The sequence below is a fragment of the Aquamicrobium lusatiense genome (assembly GCF_014201615.1).
Taxonomy (GTDB): domain Bacteria; phylum Pseudomonadota; class Alphaproteobacteria; order Rhizobiales; family Rhizobiaceae; genus Mesorhizobium; species Mesorhizobium lusatiense.
The window spans coordinates 2416616-2434939 of the sequence record NZ_JACHEU010000001.1 but is presented as its reverse complement, the minus strand read 5'-3'; the positions used below and the strand labels follow the sequence as shown (position 1 = coordinate 2434939).

The following is an 18324-nucleotide window of genomic DNA, read 5'->3' as shown; positions in this document are numbered from 1 at the left end:
CACGATGAAAGTCCATCCTTGTTGGAAAGCGCCCCACGGTTAGCACCGCTGCCAGCGCCGCAAAAGCCCCTTGTGGCCGGTATGATATCCGTTCAGGGCAGTGTTCAGGGCCGGTCCCGATGCAGCGTCGTGGTAATTACGCTTTGAAAAACCGGTCCGGATGCGCCACATGTCGGGTCAGGCCGTGGTGCGCGGCTCGCCTTGTTGCCAGAAGAACGCGTGAATGTCTGAGTACAAAGAAAAATTCTCAATTGCCCCCATGCTCGACTGGACGGACCGGCATTGCCGGTTCTTTCATCGGCAACTCTCGGGCAAGGCGTTGCTGTATACCGAGATGGTTGTCGCCGATGCCGCAATTTTCGGGAACCGGGCAAGGCTGCTTGGATTCGATGATACCGAGCATCCCGTGGCGTTGCAGCTTGGTGGGTCCGATCCGGTCAAGCTGGCTGAGGCGGCCCGCATCGGTGCCGATTTTGGCTATGACGAGATCAATCTCAACGTAGGATGTCCGTCGGATCGCGTGCAGAGTGGCACATTCGGCGCCTGTCTGATGCTGTCGCCACAACTGGTTGCCGATTGCGTGGCGGCCATGAAGAAAGCCGTCCGCATTCGCGTGACCATAAAGTGCCGGATCGGCGTCGATGAGCAGGATCCGGAAATCGCGCTTGATGATCTTTCTGAGAAAGTTTTCGACGCAGGCGTGGATGCGCTGTGGGTTCATGCACGTAAAGCGTGGCTGAAGGGGCTCAGCCCGAAGGAAAACCGGGATATCCCGCCGCTCGACTATGACAGGGTCTACCGCCTGAAAAGGGCAAATGGCGAGCGCTTTATCGGCATCAATGGCGGAATCGCAACTCTTGAAGAGGCAGCGCGGCATCTGCGCGAGGTCGACGGCGTCATGCTCGGTCGGGCCGCATATCACACGCCTGAAATCCTGACCGGCGTCGATTCACTGCTGGAAGGAAAGGAAGCCCCGGATTTCGATTATGCCGCGCTGGTCGAAACCATGGCGGATTATGCCGCGCGCCATCTGGCCGGGTGCGGGCGCCTTGGGCAGGTCACACGCCACATGGTCGGGCTTTTCCACGGTCTTCCTGGCGCCCGGCGCTGGCGCCAGATCCTGTCGACCGACGCCATGAAGCCCGGCGCCGGCGCAGAAATTCTTTTCGAAGCATTTGCAGCCGTGGACCTGTCCGCGAGACAGGCTGCCTGACAGTCTTCGGAGACGGATCGTTACCCGGCTTACTTCGCCTGATCGTCGGCGATCGGCTTCTGATAGGTGAAGCCCATATCCCACGGGAAGTAGATCCAGGTGTCCTGACTGACTTCGGTCACGAACGTATCCACAAGCGGACGGCCCTTGGGTTTGGCATACATGGTCGCAAAATGGGCTTTCGGCAGCATGGCCCGCACGATGCCTGCGGTCTTCCCGGTGTCGGTCAGGTCATCGATGATGAGGATCGACTCACCGTCATTCTCAAGAAGGCTCGGAGTAACCTCCTTCAGGACCTGCAACTGCCCCTGCGAGCTGTAATCGTGATAGGAAGCCACGCAGACGGTTTCGATGATGCGGATGCCAAGTTCGCGCGAAATCACGGCAGCAGGCACCAGCCCGCCCCGCGTGATGCAGACGATGGCCTTCCACTGCTGGTTGGCGCCGGCAAGCCGCCAGGCCAGCGCTCGGGCGTCGCGGTGAAACTGATCCCACGAAATCGGGAAAGCTTTGTCGGGAAGGGACATCAGAACGCACTCCGCAGGCGCGCTCCGGCGCGCAGGTCACAAGGAATGCGAGCGGAATTAGCCGGAAATCCACATGCTTGGCAAGAGGGCCGAAATCACAGGATGAACCTGTTCAGCGCGATATCAGGACCGTGACTGGAGACGAACGCAGAATCGAACGTGTTACCCCGCCAAAAAGTAACTCTCTCAGCCATGAGTGGCTGTAAGCGCCAAGCACGAGAAGATCTGCACCGATGGCAGCCAGCCGCTCCTGAATGAGCGCCTCCACTGACTGGCTGCCCGATTCCTGCACCGACACGCTGACATTGACGCCGTGGCGTGACAGAGAGGCGGCAATACGGGCTCCGGCCGCATCGGGCCCTTCTTCTGCCGTATGAGATGGATCTATGATAAGTATGTCGGTCTGTTCAGCGTCAATCAGGAAGGGCAGGGCATCGAAAGTGGCACGCGCCGCTTCCTTGCTGCCGTTCCATGCAAGCAGAACCCGGCGATAGGAGGAAAGCACCGCGCCGGATTGAGGCACCATCAGGATTGGCCTGCCGGAATCGTACACGAGGCTTTCCACATCCGTCCCATCCTCGCTTTCGACGTCTCGCTGTGCCGCGATAACAAGATCGGCCGAGCGGATGCTGGAGAGTCCGGATATAGATCCGTCACCGGAAAAGCTTTCGAGGGTGCGCCATTCGAACGACACGCCGGAATCTTCGGCCCGTTCGTGGAAAATCCCCCGCAATTTCAGCGTCGTTTCCTTGTTGAGTTCCGTCGACACCTGAATGAAATCCGTGTCAGGAAAACCAACCGCCGACGTGTATGGAACCGGCAGGACTTCAGCATGGACGCCGACAAGATGCGCTCCGGTGCGAGTTGCAAGCGAGACAGCGCAATCCAGTACGCGTGACGATTCCTGCTCACCTTGCAGGATGACGGCGATGGTCCTGTACGTCATGATCTGACCCTTCCGCGTGGGAATATGGCCAGTATAAATGCGTTTGACGGGTTCCGGTTCCGAAATTTTATCAAGCGTCTGCGCTTAACGCCGAGACCATGGCTTCCACATCGCGGCGGGCGGCTTCCAGAATCTCCGGCGATCGTGCGCGCACGACCAGTTCTGTCCAGAATTTGCCTTCCCCGAATTTCGGATAGGAGCCGATGATGGTTTCCGGGTGTGCCTTCTGGATTTCGGCCAGCGGGCCACCGATGACACCTTCGCCAAGCGCGCAGGGCACGGTGGCCGAAAGCATCTTCAAGCCGGTTTTCAGCGTGGGCACGACCTTGTCCAGCATTGCCTGGAACACGGAAGGAACGCCAGCCATCACATGAACATTGCCGATGCGAAAGCCGGGCGCTACCGAAACCGGGTTTTCGATATGGGAAGCCCCGCGCGGCATTCTGGCCATGCGTTTGCGTGCCTCTGTGAACTCAAGCTCCCGGCGCGCATAGTGTGCGGCCAGCAGGGCATAGGCTGCGTCATCATATTCGCAGGGCACCCCAAAGGCTTTGGCGACCGAATCCGCCGTTATGTCGTCATGGGTCGGACCTATTCCGCCGGACGTGAACACGTAGGTATATCGGGCGCGTACCGCGTTAAGAGCCGAGACGATCTCATCCTCTTCATCGGGAACGATGCGCACTTCCTTCAGGTCTATACCTATAGCGGTGAGGATATCGGCCAGATGCCCGATGTTCTTGTCCTTGGTGCGCCCGGAGAGGATTTCGTCGCCGATCACGAGCATGGCGGCAGTAACGATCCCGGTCATGGCGACTCCTTATTGCATAAGCGCAGGACGTCCAATACCGCGTCAAAGCCACAGGCGCAAAGGCACAGGTTTTGTGAACACTGTGTCGGCATCCTGATACTTTTCCGTGAACGTTCGCTGCCCTAGATTGTTTTTGCAATTCGAGCGGACACTCACGTCCGCCTGCCGCAATCGTGGAGATGAAAATGGCGAAGGTGCTTGTCCTTTATTATTCCAGCTTTGGTCACATGGAGCAGATGGCGAAGGCTGCTGCCGAAGGCGCGCGCGAAGCCGGTGCTGACGTGACGATAAAGCGCGTGCCCGAACTGGTGCCGCTGGAGGTGGCGAAGGCCTCGCACTACAAGCTCGATCAGGAAGCGCCTATCGCCGAACCGCTGGAACTGGCCAATTATGACGCCATCATTCTCGGCGTCGCGACGCGCTATGGCGCCATGGCCTCACAGATGAAGAATTTTCTCGACCAGACCGGCCCGCTGTGGGCCAAGGGCGCGCTTCTCGACAAGGTCGGGTCAGTGATGGTGTCGACGGCGACGCAGCACGGCGGCGCGGAAATTGCTCTGCTCAGTACGCAGGCTTCACTGCAGCATCACGGCATGATCATTGTCCCACTGTCCTATGCCTATCAGGGCCAGATGGGTAATGACGTGGTGCGCGGCGGTGCGCCCTATGGCATGACCACCACCTCCGACGGCGATGGCTCGCGCCAGCCTTCGGCGCAGGAGCTTGAGGGTGCGCGCTTCCAGGGCAAGCGGGTTGCGGAAATCACCGCACGGCTTCACGGCTGAGCCGTCATCCCTCCGGAACTGAAAAGAGCGGCCTCAGGCCGCTCTTTTTGCAGGAATCCAGTAATAGGTGACGGGACAACTATTCCGAAACCTCGGTTTGCGGCCTGTCACGCCCGTCAGACAGTTCCTCATGCCATTTGCCGGAACTGTCCTCATATTCGATGCCGTCTGATTTGCCGGCTATCTGCTGTTCTCCTGCGGCGCGTTCGGCAGCTCTCACCGCGTCATCATGAGTGGGAAAGGTCTCCGAATAGGTCGAGCCGACCTGATAGGCCCAGCCTCCGTCATGCTCCAGAATCTTGTAGACGACTTTGGTCATTATCGCTCTCCGCATATCACCCTATGAAAGGGATGGATGGAAAACGCGGCCGGCATTCATTGGTTGCCTCGTTTCTTCAGGCGGGAACGACCCAGTGGCGCATAGTGGTTATCGAACGCTGGTATTGCGGAGCGGCTGGAACTTCTGCGCCCAGCGTGGCGGCAGCGCGCCATCCCCAGCGGGGATCAGCCAGAAATGGCCGGCCGAGCGCAACCATGTCGGCGCGTTCCTGTACAAGCACTTCTTCAGCCTGTCGCGGTTCCGTGATGAGACCAACGGCCCGAACCGGAATATCGGCGCCCTTGCGCACGGCTTCCGCCAGATGCACTTGGTAGCCGGGGCCGCCGGGAAGCTGCTGCAGGGGAGAATTGCCTCCGCTGGAGCAGCAGATATAGGCGAGGCCTTCAGCCTTGAGCGCTTTGGCCACGGCGATCGCATCATCGACATCGAAGCCGCCGTCTACCCACTCCTTCACCGAAAGACGCGCCCCTACCATCAGCCCCGGAGCAGCCTTGCGCACGGCGCGTCCCACTTCCACGGCGAAGCGCATGCGATTGTCCAGCGATCCTCCCCAGCGGTCGTCTCGCTGATTGGAGAGTGGCGATAGGAACTGAAAGATCAGATAGCCGTGCGCGGCATGAAGTTCGATGAAATCGAATCCTGCGCGTTCCGCTCTTTCCGCGGCTTTCGCGAATTGCCCGATGAGCTGCCAGATTTCGTCCTCGGTGAGCGCGTGAGGCGTCTGCCAGCCCTCATCGTAGGGAACTGCCGAGGCGGAAACGATCGGCCACGGATCCTCATTCCGTTCCAGAGGGCCGCCGCCTTCCCACGGTCGCCGGCACGAGGCCTTGCGGCCGGCATGCGCGAGCTGAGTTCCGAACACGGTTCCCGCAGGAGAAACGCGTCTGGCCGCATCAAGCGCGCGCCTTGCCGCCGCTTCGTTCTCATCCTTGTAAAGTCCGAGACACCCATGGCTGATGCGGCCCCGACGCTCCACATTCGTCATCTCCACGGTGACCATTCCGGCACCGGACATTCCAAGGTTCATCCAATGCTGAAGGTGCCAGTCGTTGGCCGAGCCGTCGTCAGCCGAGTACTGACACATGGGCGCAACGGCCAGACGGTTTGGAACGGCAAGATTGCCAAGCGTGATGGGCTGGAAAAGCGCTGAGGTCATGAGATGCTCCGGGAGAATGTCGGCGCCAATGTAGGCAGGCCGGGTGGCCGTGACCAGTACCGGTTATACACAATCGAACAGGAGTCTCCGTGGAAAGCCAGCAAGTGGTGCGGACGACGGGAATCGAACCCGTACGGATCGCTCCGAGGGATTTTAAGTCCCTTGCGTCTACCAGTTCCGCCACGTCCGCGCGGCTTGTTTCTCACGGCTCGCACGGCGTTCGTCAACTGATGTTTTCCAACACCTGTCATGAATCGTCATGACAGGTGTCGGGTACAGATCTGGATTGGCGGTTCGCGAACCGTTGTCTAACCGCCAGTCGCGATCGACAGTACCTTGAACGGCGTGGTGATGACGATATCTGCCACCGACCCCACGGCCTGACCAATGTCTTTACCGATGGTGCTCATCGGATTGCCCAAATCGCCATTTTCGGCTGCCGCCAGCCCCGCGTTGGACCGCAGGCCTTCGCCAAGAAGCTGAACGAGGAACGGATTGTCGGCGAATTTGGCGTGATTGAGCCTGTCACCGGAGCGGGCCTGAGTAAGGTCCGCAACGATCACGCCATAGCTGGCAAGATCGGCCGCGTCGGCGTAATCGCCCACGCGCGGCTTGTCGCCCGAAATGAAGGTTGAAAGCTGAAGCGCCCGGTCATCGTCCGAGAGCAGGACGACGAACGGCCTCTTCGGCGTTCCGTATCTCAACATCTGCTTCTTGAACACGTCGACGTCGATATCGGGCGAAGCCAGAACCACGTTGCCCAGCTTGCCGCCAAGATCGCGGTCGCCACGGATTGCGAGCTGGCGCAGCGTTTCCATGGTCACCCATGTGCCCATGGAGTGTGCAAGGATATCGATGCTTGTGGCTTTGCTTTTGGCCAGCATGCGCAGCGTCGCTTCAAGGTCGTCACGGGCTGCGTTGGCGCTTTCCTTGTCGTACAGATAGCCGGTTGTCCTGGCGCTCGATGCCCATGAGAACAGCACCGGTGTTCCGCTATACTGCGCGTCATTCACGATCTGCGTGATGCGATACACGCCGTCGTCGAAACCATTGTTAAAACCGTGGACGAAAACAAGAACCCTGTGGTCCTTGTTTTCGACGATACTGGCATCAATGGCGCGGGCAAACTGCTCCGGCTCCTTGTAGAAGCTGACGCTGCGTGCCGTGAAGTGCTTGGCGGGGTCTGCGGGTGCCCGGCCTTTCGCTCTTTCTATGCGGCCTGTCTCGTGGATACGCGGAACCGTTATGTCGACACTTGCATAGGCGACGTTGGCAGAGCGGTCACCACCATAGACGGTGCGCGGCTGATCGATGGACTGGCGCCGGGTGGTGGCCACGAAAATCTCATGCTCCGCCGAAATATCCGAAGCCTTTGCCGGGAACGAGGAGATGTTGAGAAGTTCATGCCGGCCGGGACCTGCACACCCGCTGACCAGCGCGATCAGCGCGACAATCCATAAAGCCTTCAATCGCACGGCACCAAAGCTCCACAGTGTCCAGTCTCCGACACGACTACAAAGCCGCAGGAGCCGTTTCCGAATATAGGCAGAAACCTGTCGGGTCCAGCCCTCCGCCGGGAGTTACCTACAGCAGACCGGCTCCGGCCTGCTGCGTTACCTGACGAATGCGGTCCGTGATCTCCCGATCGGTAGCGAAGCCGTCATCCTCGCGCAACCTCTGGCCCAGCATGCGCACCATGACGGGATTGTCGGCGAATTTCGTGTGGTTGAAGGAATCCGCGCCTTTCTGCTTCGACAGATCGACAACGGTGACGCCGTAATCGGCAAGTTCCTTGCCGGCATCCGCATAGTCGCCGACACGCGGCCGCGAACCGGCCAGCATGCCCGAAAGACGCAACGCGCGGTCGTCCTGCGACAGAAGCAGGATGAACGGCTTTTCCGGTTTGCCATAGCGGCGCATCTGGCTCTTGAACACGTCCACATCGATATCCGGCGACGCCAGAACAACATCTCCCAGCTTGCCGCTGAGATTGCGGTCGCCGGTAATGGCCAGCTGACGCAGCGTTTCCATAGTCACCCAGGTGCCCATCGAATGCGCCACGATATCGATGCGCCGCGCGCCGCTCTGGGCCAGCAGCCGCAGGGTGACCTCTAGCTGGTCGCGGGCAACGCTGGCGCTTTCCTTGTCGTAGACATAGCTGGTGGTCGAACCGCCGGAAGCCCATGAGAACAGCACCGGCGTGCCGGGATAGCCTGAATCATGCGCAATCTGCGTGGCGCGGTAAACGCCGGCATCGAAACCTGTGTTGTAGCCATGGACGAAGACCATGACACGGCCGCCACGAGCCGCAACATCGGCGCTCAGAGCCTGCGAGAACTGCGGCCCGGTATCGTAGCCGACCGCTTCGGAAGCCATGAAATATTTAGAGGGGTCGTCAGATTTCCCACGCTTGCGGCGCTCGATCTGCCCGACCTTATGCTCACGTGGCACCGTCACATTGATGCGGGCGAAATTGAGGGTGGCGGAACGCTCGCCATCGAACACCTTGGAAGGATCGTCGGAACGCTTCCGTGTCGTAGCGATGAAAATCGAGTGATTTCCGGCAATATCCGTTACCGATGCCGGCACCAGTGCGCTGCCGAGAATCGCGTCGGTCTTGTTCGTGGTGCAGCCGGCGACAGCCAGCGAAAGCACAAGGGCGAGCAGGGGCTTCAGGTTCACTTGGTTTTCCGTCAGTCACGCCACGGACGATCTTCATGCCCGCAGTCAGAGCCTTTCCCACCCGCAGAGTGCGGCGGAAGTAAGTCCACAGCCGCAGAAGTCCGTACTTGTCCGTTTGCGACATCTTCAGTGTTGCGTAAATGCCAAAATCGCGTCAGGAACGGATGCTCATTCACGATACCGGAAACACGACATGACAAGCTTCGCCGACAGGGTCGCAACCGCTGCGGAAGCCATACGGGAGATTTTCCCGATAACGCCGCTGCAAAAGAACGACTACCTGTCGCGCAAATATGGCGCACGCATTTATCTGAAGCGCGAGGATCTGACGCCGGTACGTTCCTACAAGATCCGCGGTGCGCTGAATTTCTTCCGAAAGACGCTGGCTGCCGGCAACAATGCCAGTCTTTTTGTCTGCGCCTCGGCCGGAAATCACGCGCAGGGCTTCGCTTTCGTGTGCCGGCATTTCGGCCGCAAGGGCGTGATCTTCATGCCGGTGACCACGCCGCAGCAGAAGATCGACAAGACGCGCATGTTCGGCGGCGAATTCGTCGAGATCAAGCTGGTCGGCGACTTCTTTGACGAATGCTATCAGGCGGCCATCGACTTCACGCAGAGCAATGGCGCACACATGGTGCCCCCATTCGACAGCCGCGACATCATCGAGGGACAGGCAACGGTCGCCCGCGAAATCGTTCAGCAACTGGGAGAGGGGGCAACTCCTGATATCGTCATGCTGCCTGTGGGCGGAGGCGGACTTGCAGCCGGCGTGACGCAATATTTCCAGGCCATTGAACAGACACCACAGTTCATATTCTGCGAACCGGCTGGCGCTCCCAGCCTCTCTCGCAGCCTTGCCGAAGGCAAACGCGTCAGGCTCCCGGTCGTGGATAATTTCGTGGACGGCGCTGCCGTTGCCGAAATCGGCAAGGAGAACTTCCGCCTGCTCAAGGATTTTCCCGCGACATCAACCCGTCTGGTTCCTGAAAACCGGCTCTGCGCGACCATGATCGAGATGCTCAATGTCGAAGGCGTGGTGCTGGAGCCCGCCGGCGCTCTGGCTATCGATGCCCTGAAGGATTTCGTGAAAAAGGACATTCGCGGAAAGACCATCGTTGCGGTGGTGTCCGGCGGAAACTTCGATTTCGAGCGCCTTCCCGACGTCAAGGAACGGTCGCTCCGCTTCGAGGGGCTCAAAAAATACTTCATCATCAGGCTGCCGCAGCGGCCGGGCGCGCTGCGCGACTTCCTGCAGATGTTCGGCCCCGAAGATGACGTCGCGCGCTTCGAGTATCTCAAGAAATCGGCACGCAATTTCGGTTCGGTGCTGATTGGCATCGAAACCCGCGACAAGCGCAATTTCGGACTGCTGCGCGCAAAATTCGATGTCGAAGGCGTACAGTATCAGGACATAACCGACGACGAAACGCTGGCGAACTTCATCATCTGATCGTCATAACAAACTGAAAATATGATCTTTTCAAGGGTGGGGCATGATCTGCGATGCCCTGCTTCGATCGTTTTTACCGGTTCGTTTCCCGGCATTCCGGAGTGTGGATGCAGTTCAGAAAACGCGTCGGAAAGCGGATCAGTTGCCTGAAACGACATCCGCCGAAAAGCGCAGATCGCGCATGGGGCGGACCTTTGCGGTGGTCTGCGAGTAGATCGGGTCCGCCTTGAAAGCATGTAGGGCGGCTTCGTTCTCGAACTCCGCATACACAACGATATCGATCTGGTTTTCATACAGATCGACCTTGCGGTTTACCGACACCTCGAAATGGGACGAGTGGGGGATGCGGCCGAGATTCATGAGCCCTTCGCGCACAGTCTCGACATCCATGTCTGGCTTGACGGTAAAGAACACGATGTGCCGGATCAATTCGGCCTCCTGAAGGGTCGTGGTGGAAGGATGGTCACACATAGCTGTCCGGGACGCGCATTCGTCTGACGCCCCCTTTTGATCCGGAAGGCTGAGTCGCGTCAACCGGCGCGATGTCGCGGCAGGAAATGGCCGGGAAAGCTCAGCCGGTGACCATGCGCAGCAGGTGGTCTGCGGATTTGACCGCCATATCCATGTAACGGCCTCCATTATAGAGGCCGTCCCAGATCAAAAAGCCTGCAATGGCGACAAAGAGGATGACATAGCGCATGGCCGCAACTTAGCTGAAACAGCTCGCCGCTGCCAGATGCCGTCAACCCGGATGGGTCATGTCTTCCGGACGCACCAGACGATCATAGTCCGCCTCGCTGACGAGGCCGGTTGCAAGAGCCTCCTCGCGCAAAGTGGTGCCGTTCTTGTGCGCCGTTTTGGCAATCTTTGCAGCCGCATCATAGCCAATGGTGGGTGCGAGCGCGGTAACCAGCATCAGCGAACGCTCCAGCGAAGCCTTGATGTTATCCTCACGCGCCTCGATGCCGACGACGCAATTGTCGGTGAAGGAAACCGATGCGTCGGCCAGCAGCTTCACCGACTGAAGGAAATTGTAGGCCATCAGCGGGTTGTAGACGTTCAGCTCGAAATGACCCTGGCTGCCGGCGAAGGTCAGCGCGGCATTGTTGCCGAACACCTGCACACAAACCTGCGTCAGCGCCTCGCACTGGGTGGGGTTCACCTTGCCGGGCATGATAGACGAGCCGGGTTCGTTTTCCGGCAGGGCAAGCTCGCCAAGGCCGGCGCGGGGGCCGGAGCCGAGGAAGCGGATGTCATTGGCGATCTTGAACAGCGAGGCCGCAACCGTGTTGATGGCGCCGTGCGAAAACACCATGGCGTCATGCGCGGCAAGCGCTTCGAACTTGTTCGGCGCCGACGTGAAGCCAAGGCCGGTGATGGCGGCGATCTTCTCGGCAACCTTTTCGGCAAAGCCGACGGGTGCGTTCAGCCCGGTGCCGACAGCGGTGCCGCCCTGAGCAAGCTGCATCAGCGCGGGCAGGGTCATCTCGATGCGCTCGATACCGTTCTTCACCTGGGTGGCGTAACCGGAAAATTCCTGACCCAGGGTGAGGGGGGTTGCATCCTGCGTGTGGGTACGGCCGATCTTGACGATGTGGCCGAATGCCGTGACCTTGGCTTCCAGAGCGCCGTGCAGATGCTTCAGGGCAGGCAGCAGATCGTGAACGATGCGCTCGGCGCAGGCGATGTGCATGGCCGTCGGATAGGTGTCGTTCGACGACTGGCTCATGTTGACGTGATCATTGGGATGAACGGGCTTCTTGGAGCCCATTTCGCCGCCCAGCTTTTCGATGGCGCGGTTGGAAATCACTTCGTTGCTGTTCATGTTGGACTGGGTGCCCGAACCGGTCTGCCAGACCACCAGCGGGAAGTGGTCATCGAGCTTGCCGTCGATGACCTCCTGTGCCGCTTCGATGATGGCCGCGCCGAGCGTGGGGTCGAGCCTGCCCAGTTCCATGTTGGCTTCGGCGGCGGCGCGCTTGACGATGCCGAGCGCCCGCACGATGGAAGCCGGCTGCTTTTCCCAGCCGATCCGGAAATTGCCAAGGGACCGCTGCGCCTGAGCACCCCAGTAACGATCGGAAGCGACCTCGATCGGGCCGAACGTATCTGTTTCGGTTCTGGTGTTCTTTGTGCTCACGGGCCAGTCTCCTGAACAAGCGGATTGAGATGGCACCGGCCTAACGCTTTGCCTCTCCGGCTTCAAGGGAAGATTTCCGAAGCCCGATGGCCTAATCGTTTGAACTGTCGACAAGCATCCGGGGCCGCCTTACGGCGAGCTGGAGAATGAGAAAAAGGCGGCTGAGACAGCCGCCTTTTTGCCTGAAAGCTTGTGTTGGAAGTGCTCAATGGGCCTTGCGTACCTTTTCCTTGATGTCGCCGGCGGCTTTCTGGACCTTGCCTTCGACTTTTTCGGCCTTGCCCTTGAGCTCGGTCTTCTTGTTGCCCGTAAGCTTGCCGGCGGCTTCCGTCACCGCGCCCTTGGCCTGCTTTGCAACACCCGACACCTGATCCTTGTTCACCATGATCGCATCTCCTGAGTTGAACTTGCGCGTATCAACGGAGCGCTGGCGGGTTTGTTCCTGCAGGCAAAAGAAAAAGGCGGCCGAAGCCGCCCTTTCCGATGCGAAGCCGGACTTTCTTAGAAGTCCATGCCACCCATGCCGCCCATGCCGCCGGGCATGGCCGGAGCAGCAGCTTCCTTCTTCGGCGCGTCGGCGATCATGGCCTCGGTGGTGACCAGCAGGCCGGCAACCGAAGCGGCGTCCTGCAGAGCGGTGCGAACCACCTTGACCGGGTCGACGATGCCGAGCTGGATCAGGTCGCCATATTCGTCCTTGGCAGCGTTGTAGCCGTAGGTCGCGCTCTTGTTGTCGAGGATCTTGCCTACGATGATCGAAGCTTCCGCACCGGCATTGGTAGCGATCTGACGGGCCGGAGCCTGCAGAGCGCGACGGACGATGTTGATGCCGGCAGCCTGGTCGGCGTTGGCGCCTTCCGCCTTGATCGCCTGGGTAGCGCGCAGAAGAGCGACGCCGCCGCCGGGGACGATGCCTTCCTCAACCGCAGCGCGGGTGGCGTTCAGAGCGTCGTCAACGCGATCCTTCTTCTCCTTGACCTCAACCTCGGTCGAGCCGCCAACGCGGATGACGGCAACGCCACCGGCCAGCTTGGCAAGACGCTCCTGAAGCTTCTCGCGGTCGTAATCGGAAGTGGTTTCCTCGATCTGAGCCTTGATCTGGGCGACGCGGCCCTGGATCTCGGCCTTCTTGCCGGCGCCGTCGACGATGGTGGTGTTTTCCTTCTCGATGCGCACCTTCTTGGCGCGGCCGAGCATGTCGATACCAACGTTCTCGAGCTTGATGCCGAGGTCTTCGGAGATGACCTGACCACCGGTGAGGATGGCGATGTCTTCCAGCATGGCCTTGCGGCGATCGCCGAAGCCCGGAGCCTTGACCGCAGCGATCTTCAGGCCGCCGCGCAGCTTGTTGACGACCAGCGTGGCCAGAGCCTCGCCCTCGACGTCCTCAGCGATGATGACCAGCGGCTTGGAGGTCTGAACGACAGCCTCAAGCACCGGCAGCATGGCCTGAAGGTTGGAGAGCTTCTTCTCGTGGAGAAGAATGTAGGCATCTTCCAGCTCAGCAACCATCTTGTCGGGGTTGGTGATGAAGTAAGGCGACAGGTAGCCGCGGTCGAACTGCATGCCTTCGACGACTTCCAGCTCGGTCTCGGCGGTCTTGGCTTCCTCGACGGTGATGACACCCTCGTTGCCGACCTTCTGCATGGCCTCGGCGATCATCTCGCCGATTTCCTTCTCGCCATTGGCGGAGATGGTGCCGACCTGCGCGACTTCCTCGGAAGTCTTGATCTTCTTGGCCTTCTTGACGAGGTCGGCAACGACTTCGCCCACGGCCAGATCGATACCGCGCTTCAGGTCCATCGGGTTCATGCCGGCGGCAACGGCCTTGTGGCCTTCCTGAACGATAGCCTGCGCCAGAACGGTCGCGGTGGTGGTGCCGTCACCAGCCTTGTCGTTGGTCTTGGAAGCGACTTCGCGAACGAGCTGGGCGCCCATGTTCTCGAACTTGTCTTCCAGCTCGATTTCCTTGGCAACGGAAACGCCGTCCTTGGTGATGCGCGGAGCGCCGAACGACTTGTCGATGACGACGTTGCGGCCCTTGGGACCGAGGGTGACCTTCACCGCGTCGGCGAGGATGTTGACACCGCGCAGCATACGCTCGCGGGCGTCACGGGAGAATTTTACGTCTTTGGCAGCCATTGCTTACTCCTGGACCTTTGGTCCGAAATTCGGATTGCAGTGATTGTTGATGAATGGGAACGGCCAGATCAGCCGATGATGCCCATGATGTCGGATTCCTTCATGATCAGAAGGTCTTCGCCATTGAGCTTGACTTCGGTGCCCGACCACTTGCCGAACAGGACACGGTCGCCGGCCTTGACGTCGAGGGCGACGAGCTTGCCGCTTTCATCGCGGGCGCCCGAGCCCACAGCCACGACTTCGCCTTCCTGCGGCTTTTCCTTGGCGGTATCGGGGATGATGATGCCGCCAGCCGTCTTCTCTTCGGACTCGACCCGGCGAACGACCACACGGTCATGAAGCGGGCGGAACTTCGTCTTTGCCATTTGATTTCCTCGGTCACAATGATGAGAAAGAATTCCTCCGTCCGGCTTGACCGGACCTGTTAGCACTCGCTTTCGGAGAGTGCTAACGAGCCATGAGATAGTCAGCGCCCCGGACGGTGTCAAGAAGCGAGAGCCGTTTCTCTGCGAACAGGAAAGGGCGGCCTCGGTCAGCTTGCCAGAATCATGGCCCAATAGCGCCATTCGGGGCGTTCCGGCCGGGTTGCCCAGGCAAGGCCGAAGCGGCGAAAACGCCCGTCCAGCATGTTGCGGCGATGGGGGGGCGAATTCATCCACATATCGATGGCGCGGGCGGCATCCATGCGCCCTTCGGCAATATTCTCGGCCGCAGCGCCCCTGATGCCGTTGCCTTTGACCCGGGCCTGAAAATCTTTTCCGAAGCCGGTGGTGTGGTTCATCCTGCCCGAGGCGGCCATATACTGCGCCTGTTGCAGGGCTGCCTGCTCCAGTTGGTGATCGGGTGAGACGAGCGCCAGCCCTTCGGCCGTGCGAATGCCATCCATCGTCTGGCGGGAAGCGGTCGACGCACCGCCTCCGGGGCCATGCCGGGGCAGGGAGCCGCAACCGGCAAGCGCCGTGAGAACCAGCGCGCCGCCGCCAGAAATCAGGTTCCGGCGGGCAGGGCTGAATGAAATTTCATTGCGATTGGCAGGCAGAATAAAAGTCATGACGCCTGTAAGGCCAATGATCATGGCTTTTGCCGGGCAGGCATCTGAAATTCGGAGCCTGCCCGGCAGAAGCTTACCTGGTTACGCGCAGATTGGACAACTCGTCCGCGATCTCACGGAACGCATTGGACAGATCGTTGCCAGCCGCGTTCCAAAACAGCTTTGCCGGCTTGCTGGGGTCCGTTGCATCGCGCCGGTTGCGCGAATCCGAGGAACAGGTCATCAGACCGGTGATCTGTTCTTTGACCTTTGCGTCTTTCTTTGCTTCCGCCTCAAGATCCAGACCGACCGTCATGATCATGATGTTGGCGGCCTTCGCATTCGCGCAAAGCTCCTGCAGTTTTTCGTTCATCGCCTTGGAGTAGTTTTCATTAGCGAAGCTAGTCTTGCTGTAGGTCTTGTTCGGACCAAGGAAAAGGCGACCATAGGCGAGCGAGCTGTTGTACGGCTTGAGAAATCCGTAATCGCCATAAATCGACTTTACGTTGTTATTGTCCGACGCCGCAGAGGTCGATCCGTTCAGCCTGCGAACGCTGCTCGGCGTGTAGTACGTGTTAGCTCCATCGGTCAGCACGATGACGACCTTGTCATTGCCCCGATCGGTTTCCGGCCTGCCTTCCGTGAAGGGTTCGCCACTTGAGAGGACACGCCATCCCCACGCAAGACCGCTGCCGACACTGGTGCCACCCAGAGGCTCCATCGCTGCAATGGCATTCTTGATCTTTGTCATTCCCGCGGGATCGGTAACATCGACCAGTGGAGTAATCGGTTGCGTGGTGCAGTTGGCGTTAGGACCGTTGCCCTGTCCCATTTTTTGAGAGCCATAAGGCGCCACATATCCGTTCTGCGTCCCGTTCACAGACGTGCGCAGGTCAAAATACTTGGTCATATCGTGCGGCGCACGGTTGCTGTCACTGTCCCAGAAGAGCGTGTTTTTAGAGGCGTCATTGCTGTTGACCACCTTGGTGATCCAGTCGTTGTAACCGTTTCTGGCATCGTCCGGGTAGAACATCGGAACAAAAAGCGTGTCCGGATTCGACGAGCGTGGCTGTTCATCCGTCAAATCATAAGGGTAGGGGCGCTGTTCCACGCATCCTTCCCATTCGGCATAGGGCAACGTCTCCTTCTTGCCGCTGTCCTTGTAGTACTTCAATTCGTCAAACAGCGTGAGCCGCGTGACGATATCTCCCTCCTTCTCTCCCCAGTCCTTTCCCCGCTTGACGTAGATGTTTCCTTCTTTGGAAATCTTGCGGCTTGCCCAGGTGAAAGAATTCCAGTTGAAATTTTCATGATGGATGGCGGAAATGCCAAGTGTGTCTATCCAGGAAGCATCCTTGTTTGCCTTCCCGACATTCACTGATGTCGCGAACGGCACGAGAGCGAACTGGATAGGCTTTTCGACCTGCTTTACGCTGTCCGCCTGTTTCACCATCGTCGCGATGAGTTCGTCAGCGGCCTTTTTCAGCAATTCCATACGCGTCTGGCTGGAACCCGTTCCTTTTGCGTCCATCGAGCCCGAATTATCCAGCACCAGCGCCACTTCCAGCGTGTTCTTCAGGCGCACTTCTGAGCAGGTTATGAAGTCGTAATCCTCGGATTGCTTGCCAACCAGTGCGGCGGCTGCGGGGAAGAAGATCGGTGAATAGGTCAGCGTGGCGCACATCGTCATCGAGCCGCCGCCGACGACCTGACTTGGCAGCGTAACCTGAAGCGTCGATTTCGCCGGCACCACATGCCGCAGATTGGCGTAGTAGAAATTGTTGGCGTAAGCGATGGCATCGGCGTCGCTGATCTGGGACTGAATCTCGCGTGCCGTTGCGATATTGGCCGCGTCCAGCGCGTTGCGTGTATCGAGGCGCTGCCGGGACATTTCCGAATAGTCGACAGCCAGCGCGACAGCGCCGAACAGGGGTGCCATCAGCAACCCGGTGATCATGGCATAATTGCCGCGCGTGTCGGCAAGGAATTTCCGAAGCATCTGGCTCTAGCCCCCGCTGCCAATATCTGACTGGTTGGAGGCACTATCCCTGAAACATTTAAATTTCGGGTTTGCGCAATTGTCTAAAATTGCTCTCTTTCATTCAAAGCATGTTAACCAGCATCCGGGCCGGCAAGGCAGGAAAGCTGGTGACAGTCAGGGCCGCATCGGTTAATCCGGGAGCCCGCACGGCCAACAGGCCTGACCATCTTCGAGATACGGACGTTTCTGCCGACATGACGGTTCATTCTCCTATCATCACTTCGCTCGAAACGATTTCGGGCAACTATGCCGCTTTGCTGTGCGATGTGTGGGGCGTGGTCCATAACGGGGTTGAGCATTTCCCGCAGGCGGCCTCTGCGCTGGCAGAAGCACGGGCGAGGGGAGTGGCAGTCGTTATGATCACCAATTCGCCAAGGCTCGGAGCCGATGTCGTGGCACAGATGCGCACGATCGGCGTTCCGGACGGCACCTATGACAAGCTTGTCAGTTCCGGCGATGTCACGCGCGATCTGATTGCCGAGGCCCCGCGCCGGATTTTCCACATCGGCCCCGATCGCGACACCAACATCTATGATGGGCTCGATGTCGAGCTGGTCGAGGATTTCGAGGCGCAGGCGGTCGTGTGCACCGGTCCTTTCGATGATGAAACCGAAACACCTGAGGATTATCAGGAACTGCTGACGAGGCTGCGTTCACGCAATCTGCCTTTCATCTGCGCCAACCCCGATATTGTGGTTGAGCGCGGCGACAGGCTGATCTGGTGCGCGGGAGCGATCGCGCGTGACTACGGCCAGATGGGCGGGCGTACGCTGATTGCCGGAAAACCCCACGCGCCGATCTACAAGGCTGCCCTCAGGGCCGCCGCCGACATTGTCGGGCGCGATCTGGACCGGCGCGAAGTGCTCGCGATCGGTGACGGAATCATGACGGACATAAAGGGCGCGGCCGACAATGGTGTCGATGCGCTCTACATTTCAGGAGGCATCCATGCCCGCGATTATGGCGATGCCCTGAATCCGGATCCGAAACAGCTCGCCGGTTTTCTGGAAAAGCATGGCTACGCCCCCGTGGCCGTCATGCCGCGACTGCAATAGGACTTC

19 protein-coding genes and 1 tRNA gene are annotated in these 18324 nt (G+C 59.4%); 4 read left to right on the top strand and 16 right to left on the bottom strand.

Annotated elements, in window-relative coordinates; all coding sequences use genetic code 11:
• Window positions 1-223 precede the first annotated feature (223 nt).
• Window positions 224-1213: a tRNA dihydrouridine(20/20a) synthase DusA gene (gene dusA, locus HNR59_RS11675; RefSeq protein WP_183830185.1), complete on the top strand. Its 990-nt coding sequence runs from the start codon at window positions 224-226 to the stop codon at window positions 1211-1213.
• A gap of 29 nt (window positions 1214-1242) precedes the next feature.
• Here dusA and gpt read toward each other — a convergent pair whose 3' ends face one another.
• The 3 genes from gpt to HNR59_RS11660 form a co-directional block, all read right to left on the bottom strand.
• On the bottom strand, window positions 1243-1740 hold the full coding sequence (gene gpt, locus HNR59_RS11670; RefSeq protein WP_183830181.1) for a xanthine phosphoribosyltransferase: 498 nt from the start codon (window positions 1738-1740) through the stop codon (window positions 1243-1245).
• 112 nt (window positions 1741-1852) lie between these two features.
• On the bottom strand, window positions 1853-2686 hold the full coding sequence (locus HNR59_RS11665) for a universal stress protein (RefSeq protein ID WP_183830178.1): 834 nt from the start codon (window positions 2684-2686) through the stop codon (window positions 1853-1855).
• 70 nt (window positions 2687-2756) lie between these two features.
• Entirely contained in the window at window positions 2757-3497 is a 741-nt protein-coding gene (locus tag HNR59_RS11660; protein ID WP_183830175.1) for a competence/damage-inducible protein A, read from the bottom strand.
• Window positions 3498-3682: 185 nt separating this feature from the next.
• Here HNR59_RS11660 and wrbA point away from each other — a divergent pair, with 185 nt between their 5' ends.
• Window positions 3683-4282 (top strand): NAD(P)H:quinone oxidoreductase type IV, encoded by a 600-nt coding sequence (gene wrbA, locus HNR59_RS11655; protein WP_183830172.1) that lies wholly within the window; start codon window positions 3683-3685, stop codon window positions 4280-4282.
• 79 nt (window positions 4283-4361) lie between these two features.
• Here the strand turns inward: wrbA and HNR59_RS11650 are convergent, their stop codons facing one another.
• From HNR59_RS11650 to HNR59_RS11630, 5 genes are all read right to left on the bottom strand, one after another.
• Window positions 4362-4601 carry a DUF2188 domain-containing protein gene (locus tag HNR59_RS11650; RefSeq protein WP_183830169.1) on the bottom strand — a complete coding sequence of 80 codons (240 nt, stop codon included), beginning with the start codon at window positions 4599-4601 and terminating at the stop codon, window positions 4362-4364.
• Window positions 4602-4677: 76 nt separating this feature from the next.
• Window positions 4678-5778, bottom strand: coding sequence for an NADH:flavin oxidoreductase/NADH oxidase (locus HNR59_RS11645; protein ID WP_183830166.1), 1101 nt, complete (start codon window positions 5776-5778; stop codon window positions 4678-4680).
• A gap of 105 nt (window positions 5779-5883) precedes the next feature.
• A tRNA-Leu gene (locus HNR59_RS11640) sits at window positions 5884-5968 on the bottom strand.
• A gap of 118 nt (window positions 5969-6086) precedes the next feature.
• Window positions 6087-7253 (bottom strand): alpha/beta hydrolase, encoded by a 1167-nt coding sequence (locus HNR59_RS11635; RefSeq protein ID WP_183830163.1) that lies wholly within the window; start codon window positions 7251-7253, stop codon window positions 6087-6089.
• A gap of 109 nt (window positions 7254-7362) precedes the next feature.
• A complete protein-coding gene (locus HNR59_RS11630) occupies window positions 7363-8460 on the bottom strand; it encodes an alpha/beta fold hydrolase (RefSeq protein WP_183830160.1) in 1098 nt (365 codons plus the stop codon).
• A gap of 193 nt (window positions 8461-8653) precedes the next feature.
• Between HNR59_RS11630 and ilvA the strand changes: the two genes are divergently transcribed.
• On the top strand, window positions 8654-9910 hold the full coding sequence (gene ilvA, locus HNR59_RS11625) for a threonine ammonia-lyase IlvA (protein WP_183830157.1): 1257 nt from the start codon (window positions 8654-8656) through the stop codon (window positions 9908-9910).
• A gap of 138 nt (window positions 9911-10048) precedes the next feature.
• Here the strand turns inward: ilvA and HNR59_RS11620 are convergent, their stop codons facing one another.
• From HNR59_RS11620 to HNR59_RS11590, 8 genes are all read right to left on the bottom strand, one after another.
• Window positions 10049-10339 (bottom strand): Dabb family protein, encoded by a 291-nt coding sequence (locus HNR59_RS11620; protein WP_183831554.1) that lies wholly within the window; start codon window positions 10337-10339, stop codon window positions 10049-10051.
• 142 nt (window positions 10340-10481) lie between these two features.
• Window positions 10482-10610, bottom strand: a complete 129-nt coding sequence (locus HNR59_RS20930; RefSeq protein WP_275592312.1) for a hypothetical protein — start codon at window positions 10608-10610, stop codon at window positions 10482-10484.
• Window positions 10611-10652: 42 nt separating this feature from the next.
• Window positions 10653-12050 carry a class II fumarate hydratase gene (gene fumC / locus HNR59_RS11615; protein WP_183830154.1) on the bottom strand — a complete coding sequence of 466 codons (1398 nt, stop codon included), beginning with the start codon at window positions 12048-12050 and terminating at the stop codon, window positions 10653-10655.
• A 205-nt stretch (window positions 12051-12255) separates the two neighbouring features.
• The gene (locus HNR59_RS11610) at window positions 12256-12435 is read right to left on the bottom strand and encodes a CsbD family protein (RefSeq protein ID WP_183830151.1); all 180 of its coding nucleotides are present in this window, start codon (window positions 12433-12435) and stop codon (window positions 12256-12258) included.
• A gap of 116 nt (window positions 12436-12551) precedes the next feature.
• Window positions 12552-14192, bottom strand: a complete 1641-nt coding sequence (gene groL, locus HNR59_RS11605) for a chaperonin GroEL (protein WP_183830148.1) — start codon at window positions 14190-14192, stop codon at window positions 12552-12554.
• A 68-nt stretch (window positions 14193-14260) separates the two neighbouring features.
• The gene (gene groES / locus HNR59_RS11600) at window positions 14261-14557 is read right to left on the bottom strand and encodes a co-chaperone GroES (RefSeq protein WP_183830146.1); all 297 of its coding nucleotides are present in this window, start codon (window positions 14555-14557) and stop codon (window positions 14261-14263) included.
• A 167-nt stretch (window positions 14558-14724) separates the two neighbouring features.
• Complete coding sequence (locus tag HNR59_RS11595) at window positions 14725-15267, bottom strand: CAP domain-containing protein (protein WP_246374562.1); 543 nt, start codon at window positions 15265-15267, stop codon at window positions 14725-14727.
• 49 nt (window positions 15268-15316) lie between these two features.
• Window positions 15317-17221, bottom strand: coding sequence for a TadE/TadG family type IV pilus assembly protein (locus HNR59_RS11590; RefSeq protein WP_183830143.1), 1905 nt, complete (start codon window positions 17219-17221; stop codon window positions 15317-15319).
• Window positions 17222-17457: 236 nt separating this feature from the next.
• Here HNR59_RS11590 and HNR59_RS11585 point away from each other — a divergent pair, with 236 nt between their 5' ends.
• Window positions 17458-18318: a TIGR01459 family HAD-type hydrolase gene (locus tag HNR59_RS11585; protein WP_183830141.1), complete on the top strand. Its 861-nt coding sequence runs from the start codon at window positions 17458-17460 to the stop codon at window positions 18316-18318.
• Window positions 18319-18324 lie beyond the last annotated feature (6 nt).

Coding starts and splice junctions, on each gene's coding strand:
- dusA (WP_183830185.1), top strand. CDS start 224: ATGTCTGAGTACAAAGAAAAATTCTCAATTGCCCCCATGCTCGACTGG.
- gpt (WP_183830181.1), bottom strand. CDS start 1,740: ATGTCCCTTCCCGACAAAGCTTTCCCGATTTCGTGGGATCAGTTTCAC.
- HNR59_RS11665 (WP_183830178.1), bottom strand. CDS start 2,686: ATGACGTACAGGACCATCGCCGTCATCCTGCAAGGTGAGCAGGAATCG.
- HNR59_RS11660 (WP_183830175.1), bottom strand. CDS start 3,497: ATGACCGGGATCGTTACTGCCGCCATGCTCGTGATCGGCGACGAAATC.
- wrbA (WP_183830172.1), top strand. CDS start 3,683: ATGGCGAAGGTGCTTGTCCTTTATTATTCCAGCTTTGGTCACATGGAG.
- HNR59_RS11650 (WP_183830169.1), bottom strand. CDS start 4,601: ATGACCAAAGTCGTCTACAAGATTCTGGAGCATGACGGAGGCTGGGCC.
- HNR59_RS11645 (WP_183830166.1), bottom strand. CDS start 5,778: ATGACCTCAGCGCTTTTCCAGCCCATCACGCTTGGCAATCTTGCCGTT.
- ilvA (WP_183830157.1), top strand. CDS start 8,654: ATGACAAGCTTCGCCGACAGGGTCGCAACCGCTGCGGAAGCCATACGG.
- HNR59_RS20930 (WP_275592312.1), bottom strand. CDS start 10,610: ATGCGCTATGTCATCCTCTTTGTCGCCATTGCAGGCTTTTTGATCTGG.
- HNR59_RS11610 (WP_183830151.1), bottom strand. CDS start 12,435: ATGGTGAACAAGGATCAGGTGTCGGGTGTTGCAAAGCAGGCCAAGGGC.
- groL (WP_183830148.1), bottom strand. CDS start 14,192: ATGGCTGCCAAAGACGTAAAATTCTCCCGTGACGCCCGCGAGCGTATG.
- groES (WP_183830146.1), bottom strand. CDS start 14,557: ATGGCAAAGACGAAGTTCCGCCCGCTTCATGACCGTGTGGTCGTTCGC.
- HNR59_RS11595 (WP_246374562.1), bottom strand. CDS start 15,267: ATGATCATTGGCCTTACAGGCGTCATGACTTTTATTCTGCCTGCCAAT.
- HNR59_RS11590 (WP_183830143.1), bottom strand. CDS start 17,221: ATGCTTCGGAAATTCCTTGCCGACACGCGCGGCAATTATGCCATGATC.
- HNR59_RS11585 (WP_183830141.1), top strand. CDS start 17,458: ATGACGGTTCATTCTCCTATCATCACTTCGCTCGAAACGATTTCGGGC.